Source organism: Janibacter limosus NBRC 16128, assembly GCF_001570985.1.
GTDB classification, from domain to species: domain Bacteria; phylum Actinomycetota; class Actinomycetes; order Actinomycetales; family Dermatophilaceae; genus Janibacter; species Janibacter limosus.
The window spans coordinates 1-9459 of record NZ_BCSS01000065.1; the positions used below are offsets into that span (position 1 = coordinate 1).

At 70.4% G+C, this 9459-nt stretch carries 9 protein-coding genes; 8 read left to right on the plus strand and 1 reads right to left on the minus strand.

The annotated features are described in order from the left end of the window. Positions 1-213: 213 nt before the first annotated feature. Genes JLI01S_RS15750 through JLI01S_RS15785 form a run of 8 tightly spaced genes read left to right on the plus strand, consistent with a single transcriptional unit; the run spans position 214 to position 8287 of the window. The gene (locus JLI01S_RS15750; protein WP_068266394.1) at positions 214-693 is read left to right on the plus strand and encodes a (2Fe-2S)-binding protein; all 480 of its coding nucleotides are present in this window, start codon (positions 214-216) and stop codon (positions 691-693) included. Further along, complete coding sequence (locus JLI01S_RS15755) at positions 690-3119, plus strand: xanthine dehydrogenase family protein molybdopterin-binding subunit (protein WP_068266397.1); 2430 nt, start codon at positions 690-692, stop codon at positions 3117-3119. The genes JLI01S_RS15750 and JLI01S_RS15755 overlap by 4 nt, the downstream gene beginning before the upstream one ends. Then, positions 3116-3976: an FAD binding domain-containing protein gene (locus tag JLI01S_RS15760; protein ID WP_068266400.1), complete on the plus strand. Its 861-nt coding sequence runs from the start codon at positions 3116-3118 to the stop codon at positions 3974-3976. The genes JLI01S_RS15755 and JLI01S_RS15760 overlap by 4 nt, the downstream gene beginning before the upstream one ends. A 44-nt stretch (positions 3977-4020) precedes the next feature. Continuing rightward, positions 4021-4800 (plus strand): 5-oxoprolinase subunit PxpA, encoded by a 780-nt coding sequence (pxpA, locus tag JLI01S_RS15765; RefSeq protein ID WP_068266404.1) that lies wholly within the window; start codon positions 4021-4023, stop codon positions 4798-4800. Then, positions 4797-5696, plus strand: a complete 900-nt coding sequence (locus JLI01S_RS15770) for a 5-oxoprolinase subunit B family protein (RefSeq protein WP_068266407.1) — start codon at positions 4797-4799, stop codon at positions 5694-5696. The genes pxpA and JLI01S_RS15770 overlap by 4 nt, the downstream gene beginning before the upstream one ends. Further along, positions 5693-6667 (plus strand): 5-oxoprolinase subunit C family protein, encoded by a 975-nt coding sequence (locus JLI01S_RS15775; RefSeq protein WP_068266410.1) that lies wholly within the window; start codon positions 5693-5695, stop codon positions 6665-6667. The genes JLI01S_RS15770 and JLI01S_RS15775 overlap by 4 nt, the downstream gene beginning before the upstream one ends. A 37-nt stretch (positions 6668-6704) precedes the next feature. Further along, on the plus strand, positions 6705-6938 hold the full coding sequence (locus tag JLI01S_RS15780) for an acetyl-CoA carboxylase (RefSeq protein ID WP_068266415.1): 234 nt from the start codon (positions 6705-6707) through the stop codon (positions 6936-6938). Next, the gene (locus tag JLI01S_RS15785; protein ID WP_068266418.1) at positions 6935-8287 is read left to right on the plus strand and encodes an acetyl-CoA carboxylase biotin carboxylase subunit; all 1353 of its coding nucleotides are present in this window, start codon (positions 6935-6937) and stop codon (positions 8285-8287) included. Before JLI01S_RS15780 ends, JLI01S_RS15785 begins: the two co-directional genes overlap by 4 nt. Positions 8288-8342: 55 nt before the next feature. On the opposite strand, the gene JLI01S_RS15790 is transcribed toward JLI01S_RS15785, so the two are convergent. Next, positions 8343-9459, minus strand: a 1117-nt coding sequence (locus JLI01S_RS15790) for an AMP-binding protein (protein ID WP_068266421.1), incomplete at its 5' end; no start/stop codon positions are given.

The following is a 9459-nucleotide window of genomic DNA, read 5'->3' on the forward strand; positions in this document are numbered from 1 at the left end:
GGGTGCGCAGCCCGCTGCCGCGGTCGGCTCGCTGCGGGTCGTGACCGACCTCGCGACGTCGCTCGCCGAGGTCGCCGCGAGCTGAGCTCGCTCCGTACGCTGCTCGCTCGCGCTCGTCGCGCATCCCTTGCCAGTACCTCGCTCATGGGACATGCTCGAGCCACGCACGCCGGAGTCGAACGAGATCCCCAGCCCAGAGGATGGATAGCAGCGATGGCGCGAATCACCGTCAACGTCGACGGCATGGACCACACGACCGATGTCGAGCCCAGGACCCTCTTGGTCCATCACCTCAGAGAGGGTCTCGGCAAGACCGGGACCGTCGTGGGTTGCGACACGAGCAACTGCGGCGCCTGCACGGTGCTGATCGACGGAGAGAGCGTGAAGTCCTGCTCCGTCCTGGCCGTCCAGGCCGACGGAGCCACGATCGAGACCGTCGAGGGGCTGGCCGGTCCGGAGGGGTTGCACCCGGTCCAGACCGCCTTCCACGAGCACCACGGGCTGCAGTGCGGCTACTGCACCCCCGGGATGCTGATGCGCAGCATCTGCCTCGTCCGGGAGAACCCCTCGCCGAGCGAGGACGAGGTGCGTGAGGGCCTCAACGGCAACATGTGCCGCTGCACCGGGTACCAGGGCATCGTCTCCGCGGTGATGGCCTACGCAGAGTCCGCCGACGAGGGGGGCACACGATGACCGCCACCCCCGAGACCGAGACCCCTGAGGCCGAGGTCGGTCGCGCCCGGCTGCGGCGGGAGGACCGTCGTGCGCTCACCGGTCGCACCCGCTGGACCGACGACCTGACGCTGCCGGGCATGGTGCACCTGTCGGTGCTGCGCTCGCCGCTCGCCCACGCGACCATCACCGCGATCGACACGAGCGAGGCGCGCAGCGCCTCCGGCGTCCTCGGCGTCTGGACCGGTACGGACCTCCCGGAGCAGGGGCAGATGCCCACCGCGTGGACCGTCAGCGACGACATGCGGACCCCGACCTACATGCCCGTGACGACGGACACCGTCAAGCACGTCGGCGACATCGTCGCGGTCGTCGCCGCGATCTCCAAGGAGGCGGCGGACGACGCCCTCGACCTCATCGACATCGACTACGACGAGCTGCCGGTCGTCGTTGACCCGATGGCGGCGAGGCAGTCGGGCGCGGAGCTCGTCCACCCCGACCTCGGGACCAACGTGTGCGCCACGTGGGGGATGGACTCCGTCGCCCTCGGCACCGGCGGGGACGCCCGTGAGGCCATCCTGGCCGCGGAGGCCGACCCCGACCAGGTCGTCGTCCGCCGCACGCTGCGGCAGAACCGCATCACCCCGGCCTACATCGAGCCCAGGTCGATCGTCGTCGACCCCACGGCCGAGCAGGTGACGATGTGGTCGGCGACCCAGGTGCCCCACATCGTGCGCATCCTCATGTCGATGACGCAGCCGATCGAGGAGCACGAGCTGCGGGTCATCGCGCCCGACGTCGGCGGAGGCTTCGGCGGCAAGCTGCAGTTCACGCGTGAGGAGGCCATCGTCCTGCTCATCGCCCAGCGGCTGCAGGTGCCCTGCAAGTACACCGAGTCGCGCATCGAGTCGATGCAGTCCTCGCACCACGCCCGCGACCAGGTGCAGGAGATCGCCATCGCCGCCCGTCGTGACGGCACCATCACCGCGCTCGACGTCGAGCTCACGGCCGACGTCGGCGCCTACCTCGGCATCCTCACCGCAGGCATCCCGCTGCTCGGCGGCTTCATGTTCAACGGCATCTACCGCATCCCCGCCTACCGCTTCCACTGCACCGACGTCTTCACGCACAAGACGATGACCGACGCCTACCGCGGTGCCGGCAAGCCGGAGGCCACCTTCGGCATCGAGCGGATGATGGACGAGCTGGCGGTCGAGCTGGGACTCGACCCGCTCGAGCTGCGCCGCCACAACTGGATCGGGGCCGACGAGTTCCCCTATCCCACGGTCGCCGGACTGACCTACGACTCGGGCGACTACGGCCAGGCCACCGACCGGGCGCTCGAGATGTTCGGGTACGACGAGCTGCGGGCCGAGCAGCAGCGACGCCGCGAGTCGGGCGACCCGGTGCAGCTCGGCATCGGGGTGTGCACCTTCGTCGAGCTCTCGGGCCTGGCACCCAGCCGCGTCCTCGGCGGGCTCAACTACGGCTCCGGTGGGTGGGAGCACTCGACGGTCCGGATGCTGCCGACGGGCAAGGTCGAGGTCGTCGTGGGCACCACGTCGCACGGGCAGGGGCACGCGACCGCCTTCTGCCAGATCGTCTCCGACGAGCTGGGCATCCCCTTCGACGACATCATCCTCATCAGCGGCGACACCGGCTCGGCGCACAAGGGCATGGACACCTACGGTTCCCGGTCCCTCGTCGTCGGAGGCATGGCGATCGTCGGGGCCGCGCGCAAGGTCGTCGACAAGGCCAAGCAGATCGCCGCGCACCTGCTCGAGGCCAATGTCGAGGACCTCGAGTTCACCCGCGGACGGTTCTCCGTCACCGGGACCGACAGCGGCGTGACGATCCAGGAGATCATGCTCGGCACCTGGCTCGCGCACGACCTGCCCGACGGGCTCGAGCCCAACCTCGACTCCGACTTCACCTTCGACCCGGAGAACTTCTCCTACCCCACGGGGACCCACCTCGCGGCGGTCGAGGTCGACACCCGGACGGGCCGGGTGGCCCTGCGCGACTACGTCTGCGTCCAGGACGTCGGTGTGCTCGTCAACCCCCTGATCGTCGACGGCCAGGTCCACGGCGGCCTGACCCAGGGCATCGCCCAGGCCCTGTACGAGGAGATCCAGTACTCCGACGAGGGGCAGCTGACGACCGGCACCCTGGCCGACTACCTCGTGCCCTCCGCGCCCGACGTCCTGCGCTACCGCACTGACTACACGGTGACCAAGGCGACGACCAACGTCCTCGGCGTCAAGGCGGTCGGCGAGACCGGCGCGACCGCGGCCCCGCCCGCCATCGTCAACGGCGTGCTCGACGCCATCCGGCACCTCGGCGTCACGGACATCACGATGCCGTGCACACCGGTCAAGGTCTGGACCGCCTTGCAGGAGGCGGCCGCCGCAGGAACCATGACGCCCGACGAAGGGGGAGCGGCATGAGGCCCGTCGCGTTCGACTACACGGCACCGAGCTCAGTAGCCGAGGCCGTCCAGGCGCTCGCCGACGGGGACGACGACACCACGGTGCTCGGCGGCGGTCAGTCGCTCATGCCGGTGCTGCGGATGCGCATGGCTGACCCCAGTACCGTCGTCGACCTCAGCCGGATCCCCGAGCTGCGTGAGGTGCGCGAGGACGGGGACCACCTCGTCATCGGGGCGATGGTGACCCACCACGTCGCCGCCCACGACCCGCTCGTCGCCGAGCACGCCGGGGTCCTCGGCCAGGCCGCGGCCGCGGTCGGCGACCCCCAGATCCGCTACCGGGGCACCATCGGCGGCGCGCTCGCCCACGCCGACCCGGCCGGGGACATCGGCCCCGCCGTGCTGGCGCTCGACGGGGTGATCGAGCTGACCGGTCCGTCGGGCACCCGCTCGGTGCCGGCCGGGGAGTTCTTCGCCGGTCCCTTCACGACCGTCCGTGACGAGGGCGAGGTCCTCACGGCGATCCGCATCCCCAAGCACACCGGCTGGGGCATGCAGTACGAGAAGTTCTCCGTCGTCTCCCAGTCCTGGGCGATCGTCGCCGTCGCCGCCGTGGTGCGGGTCGAGGGTGGTGCCGTCGCCGAGTGCCGCCTCGGGCTGTCCAACATGGGCAGCACGCCGCTGCGCGCGAGCGCCGCCGAGAGCGCGATGACCGGCCGGTCGGTCGAGGCCTCGGCGCTCGAGGAGGCTGCGGCCCTGGCCGGTGAGGGCACCGAGCCGCCGGAGGACCCGGCCGGCACGCCGGCGTATCGCCGCCACCTGGCCGGGGTGCTCGCCGGACGTGCCGTCGCGGGAGCGGCGGGTCTGACCGGGTGACGTCGATGGAGTCGGTGGGAGACCACCACAGGCAGGAGGCCAGCATGGCTGGGACCACGGCACGGTTCGTCGACCTGAATGCGGACGGAGGTGAGAGCTTCGGCAGGTGGCGGCTGGGTGCCGACGAGGAGTTGGCCACGCTCGTCTCGTCCTTCAACATCGCCTGCGGCTGGCACGCGGGCGACCCGGGGACGATGGCGCGCTCCGTCGCCCTGGCCAAGGAGCACGACATCGCCTTGGGGGCCCACCCCGGGTTCCCCGACCTCACCGGCTTCGGCCGGCGGTCGATGGCCTTCACCCCGCAGGAGGCTGCCCAGGCGGTGCTCTATCAAGCCGGCGCCCTGCGAGCCCTGGCCGATCAGCAGGAGGTCCCGCTGCGCCACGTCAAGCCGCACGGCAGCCTCTACGGCCTGCTGATGAAGGACGACGCGGTCGCCGATGCGGTGGCCGATGCGGTCGCGGCGTGGGACGACGCGCTGACCCTCGTGCTCGAGGCCGGCCACTGCGCCGAGCGGCAGATCGACCGTGGCCACCGGGTCGCCGCGGAGGGGTTCGCCGACCTCGAGTACACCGACGACGGGCACATCATCATCGACCCGGACAACCGGCCACGGGACCCGCAGTGGTGCGCCGACCAGGCCGAGAGCATCCTCTCCGGCACGGTGCGTTCCGCCGACGGCGTGGAGTCGGCCATCCGGGTGGACTCCATCTGCATCCACTCCGACCGGCCCGGCGCGGGGGCCAACGCCCGCGCCGTCGTCGACCGGATCACGAGCCTGGGGTGGACGATCCGTCCGCTCCACGACCACGAGGAGGGCCGATGACAGAGCGCGTGCAGCTTCCACCGGCACGGTACGAGCACGGGGCCGACGAGTTCATCTTCGTCGAGATCGCTGAGGCGATGAGCATGGAGGCCAATGTCAAGGCCATGCTCATCACCCAGGAGCTCGCCGCGCGGGACCTGGCGGGGATCGTGGACATCTGTCCCTCCAACGCCTCCTACCTCGTGCGCTTCGACCCCGACGTCATCGCGCCCGCCGACCTCATGGCCCTGCTGCGCGAGCTCGAGCAGACCTTCTCCGAGGTCCCCGATGACTTCACGCTGCAGACGCGTGTCGTCGACATCCCGGTGCTCTACAACGACCCGTGGACGCACGAGGCCCTCATGCGCTTCCGCGACCGGCACCAGGATCCGGAGTCGACGGACCTCGAGTACGGGGCGCGGACCAACGGCTTCGAGAGTGTCCAGGCCTTCATCGACCACCTGTCCGGCAACCCGTGGATCGTCACGATGCTCGGCTTCGTGCCCGGGCTGCCCTTTTGCTACCAGCTCGAGCCCCGCGAGCGGCAGGTCGAGGTGCCCAAGTACGTGCGGCCGCGTACCTTCACACCCGAGCGCGCGTTCGGCATCGGCGGTGCGTTCTCGGTGATCTACCCGGTTCAGGGTGCGGGCGGCTACCAGCTGTACGGCATGTCGGCGACCCCGGTGCTCAACGTGCGCCAGGACCACCCGGACTTCGACCACTCGATCGTCTTCCCCCGGCCGGGGGACATCCTGCGCTACCGCTCGGTGGACCGCACCGAGTTCGACGAGACCAGGGCGGCCGTCGAGGCCGGCAGCTTCCGGTACCGACAGCAGGACGTGGAGTTCTCCCCGGCCGCCTTCCTCGGCGACCCGCAAGGCGTCAATGACCACCTGCTGGAGGTGCTGTACCGATGAGTGCACAGGTCAAGGTCGTCACCGGCGGCCTGTCGACGACTGTCCAGGACCTCGGTCGGACCGGGCGCTATGCCATCGGCATGCCCCCGTCCGGGGCCATGGACCAGTTCTCCTTCCGCGTCGCCAACCTCCTCGTCGGCAACCCCGAGAGCGCCGCTGCGCTCGAGGCGACCTACATCGGTCCCTCGCTGGAGTTCACCGACGCGCGAGTCATCGCGGTGACCGGAGGCGACGCGGCCGTCACCCTCAACGGCGAGCCGATCCCGACGTGGACGAGCGTTGCGGTGGGCAGCGGTGACGTGCTCGCCTTCGGCATGATCGCCAGCGGCGCGCGGCCGTACATCGCCGTCTCCGGCGGGATCGACGTGCCGACCTATCTCGACTCCCGCTCGACCTACACACTCATCGGTCTTGGCGGCTTCGAAGGGCGCACCCTCGCCGACGGCGACGTCCTCCCGCTGGGCGCGGCCACGTCGGTCGCGGAGGGACGCAGCGTCCCCGACGAGCTCGTGCCCCACTTCGCCTCTGACATCGAGGTGCGGGCCCAGGTCGGGCTCTGCTCCTACCGCCTGACCGAGGGCGCCCTGGAGTCCTTCCTCGGGACCTCGTGGAAGATCACCAAGGACGCCGACCGGGTGGGGTATCGGCTCCGCGGGGGCACGCTCGACTTCGTCGAGCGCGAGCAGCCCTTCGGCGCGGGAAGTGACCCGGCCAATGTCGTCGATCTGGGCTACCCGCTCGGGTCCATCCAGGTGCCCGGCGGTGACGAGCCGATCGTGCTCCTCGGTGACGCGGTCACCGGCGGTGGCTACGCCACCATCGCCACCGTCGTCTCGGTCGACCGGGATCTCTTCGGCCAGGCCAAGACGGGCGACACCGTGAGGTTCCGTGACGTCGACGTCGACGAGGCCCTGGCCGCGCGGGCCGAGCGGACCGGGAGGCTCGCTCGGATCCGTGAGGCCCTTTCCTGATCCAGCCCGTACCACCCCTCGTGCGAAAGGACTGCACATGAGCACCATTCCCTCCCCGTTGCCCGGGGTCTTCTACCGTCGTCCGTCCCCGGACGAGGACGACTTCGTCAGCGTCGGTGACGAAGTGACCGAGGGCCAGACGATTGGGCTGATCGAGGTGATGAAGAACTTCACCGAGCTCAAGGCGAGCGCGGGAGGCCGGGTCAAGGAGTTCCTCGTCGAGGACGCGGCGGAGGTCTCCGTCGGCCAGGACGTCGTGGTCCTGGAATGAGCGCGGGGGAGAGCCCGCGCGTCCTCGTCGCCAACCGAGGTGAGATCGCCGTCCGGGTGATCCGTGCGGCGCACGCCCTCGGGTGGGAAGCAGTCGCCGTCCACTCCGACGCAGACGCCGAGCAGCTCTGGGTCCGGCTGGCGGACGAGGCGGTTCACATCGGGCCCTCGCCGGCCACGAAGTCCTACCTCGACGTCGACGCCGTCGTGCAGGCAGCCCTGGACTCGGGGTGTGGTTATGTCCATCCGGGCTACGGGTTCCTCTCCGAGAGACCGGAGTTCGCCCGCCGGGTGACCGACGCCGGGCTCGTCTTCGTCGGCCCGTCGGCAGAGGTCATCTCGTCGATGGGTGACAAGGCCCTCGCGCGCGAGACCGCTGAGCGTGCGGGCGTGCCCGTCGTGCCCGGCTCCGGCGTGCTCGACGACGTGGCGCAGGCCCGCGAGGCGGCGGAGGAGCTCGGCTTCCCGGTGCTCGTCAAGGCCGCGGCCGGTGGCGGCGGCCGGGGCATCCGGATCGTCCACTCCGCCGACGAGCTCGACGACGCGGTGTCCACGGCCCGGGCGGAGGCCTCCTCGGCCTTCGGCGACGGGTCGGTCTACCTCGAGAAGGCGATCATCGACGCCCGGCACATCGAGGTGCAGGTGCTCGCCGACGACCACGGCTCGGTCGTCCACCTCTTCGAGCGGGACTGCTCGGTGCAGCGACGTCGGCAGAAGCTGCTCGAGGAGGCTCCCGCCCCCGGCCTCGACGAGGGAGTGCGCGAGGAGATGACGGCGGCGGCCGTGCGACTCACCGCAGAGGTGGGGTACCGCGGCGCCGGCACCGTGGAGTTCCTCGTCACGGGGGACCGGTGCTACTTCATCGAGATGAACACCCGCATCCAGGTGGAGCACCCGATCACGGAGATGATCACCGGCGTCGACCTCGTGGCCGAGCAGCTGCGGATCGCAGCGGGTGAGCCCATGTCGCTCGCCCAGGAGGACATCGATGTCCTCGGTGTCGCCCTCGAGATGAGGATCAACGCCGAGGACCCGGAGCAGGACTTCTTCCCCTCACCCGGGGACATCTCCCGCTTCGACCTGCCCAACGGGCCGGGCGTGCGGATCGACTCGGGCTTCGTCGCCGGAGGCCGCATCCCGCCCTTCTACGACTCCTTGCTCGCCAAGGTGATCGTCCACGGCCGCGACCGTCCGCAGGCCCTCGCCCGCGCCCGTCAGGCCCTCGACGAACTGGTCGTCGAGGGGGTCGTCACCACGAGCTCGCTCCACCGGAGCCTGATCGACGACCCGGACGTGCAGCGTGGCGGGGTCACGACGACCTGGTACGAGGAGCGTGCCGACCGGCCGTGACAGCACGACGAAGGGGGCCGCGCACCGAGCGCGGCCCCCTTCGACGTGTGGATCGTCAGGCGGAGGGTGAGTGGATCTCCCGCTTGAGGATCTTGCCGGTCGGGCCCTTGGGCAGCTCGTCGAGGACCCAGACCTCACGCGGGTACTTGTAGGCCGCGATCCGGTCCTTGACGTACTGCTTGATCTCCTCGACGGAGCTCGTGGCTCCCTCGCGCAGCGAGACTGCGGCGCCCACGTCCTCGCCCAGCTCGGGGTGGGGCACGCCGACGACGGCGCACTCGAGGACGTCCGGGTGCGTGTACAGCACCTCCTCGACCTCGCGGGGGTAGATGTTCATGCCGCCGCGGATGATGAGGTCCTTCTTGCGGTCGACGATCGTGTAGTAGCCGTCCTTGTCGACGCTGGCGATGTCACCGCTGCGGAACCACCCGTCGGGGATCGCCTCGGCGGTCGCCTCGGGCTTGCCCCAGTAGCCCTTCATGATGTTGTCCCCGCGGATGGCGATCTCGCCGACGCCCTCGCCGGGGCCGACCTCCTTGCCCTCGGCGTCGAGCAGCTTCATCTCGCAACCAGGGATGGCGCGGCCGATGGTGCCCGGCTTGGTCGGCTGGTCGAGCATGTTGAAGGACGCGACGGGGGAGGTCTCCGAGAGGCCGTAGCCCTCGAGGAGGCTGACCTTGAAGGTCTCCTCGAAGTCGCGCAGCGTCTCGCCGGGCAGCGACGAGCCACCCGAGACGCAGGTGCGCAGGGACGAGGTGTCGGTCTCGGTGACGCTCGGGTGGTGCAGCATCGCGCCGTACATCGTCGGCACGCCCTCGAAGATCGTCACCTTGTCGCGCTCGATGACCTCGAGCGCCTTGCCCGGCTCGAAGCGCGGGACCAGCGTCAGGGTCGCGCCGTTGCGCACGGCGGCGTTGAGCCCGCAGGTCAGACCGAAGACGTGGAAGAGCGGCAGGCAGCCCATGATGACGTCACCAGTGGCGATCTGGATGATGTCGTCGGCCGACCGCATCGCGTTGAGGTCGAGGTTGTCGTGGGTGAGCTCGGCGCCCTTGGGGCGACCGGTCGTGCCGGAGGTGTAGAGGATGACCGCGGTGTCGTCACCCGCGCGCTCGACGGGCACGGCGATCGGCTCGCCCGCCGGCAGGTCCTCCTCGCTCGGGCCGACCGGG

Excerpts from the sequence above, each read along its gene's own strand:
- JLI01S_RS15780 (WP_068266415.1), top strand. The coding sequence starts at position 6,705 with ATGAGCACCATTCCCTCCCCGTTGCCCGGGGTCTTCTACCGTCGTCCG.
- JLI01S_RS15760 (WP_068266400.1), top strand. The coding sequence starts at position 3,116 with ATGAGGCCCGTCGCGTTCGACTACACGGCACCGAGCTCAGTAGCCGAG.
- JLI01S_RS15750 (WP_068266394.1), top strand. The coding sequence starts at position 214 with ATGGCGCGAATCACCGTCAACGTCGACGGCATGGACCACACGACCGAT.
- JLI01S_RS15785 (WP_068266418.1), top strand. The coding sequence starts at position 6,935 with ATGAGCGCGGGGGAGAGCCCGCGCGTCCTCGTCGCCAACCGAGGTGAG.
- JLI01S_RS15775 (WP_068266410.1), top strand. The coding sequence starts at position 5,693 with ATGAGTGCACAGGTCAAGGTCGTCACCGGCGGCCTGTCGACGACTGTC.
- pxpA (WP_068266404.1), top strand. The coding sequence starts at position 4,021 with ATGGCTGGGACCACGGCACGGTTCGTCGACCTGAATGCGGACGGAGGT.
- JLI01S_RS15755 (WP_068266397.1), top strand. The coding sequence starts at position 690 with ATGACCGCCACCCCCGAGACCGAGACCCCTGAGGCCGAGGTCGGTCGC.
- JLI01S_RS15770 (WP_068266407.1), top strand. The coding sequence starts at position 4,797 with ATGACAGAGCGCGTGCAGCTTCCACCGGCACGGTACGAGCACGGGGCC.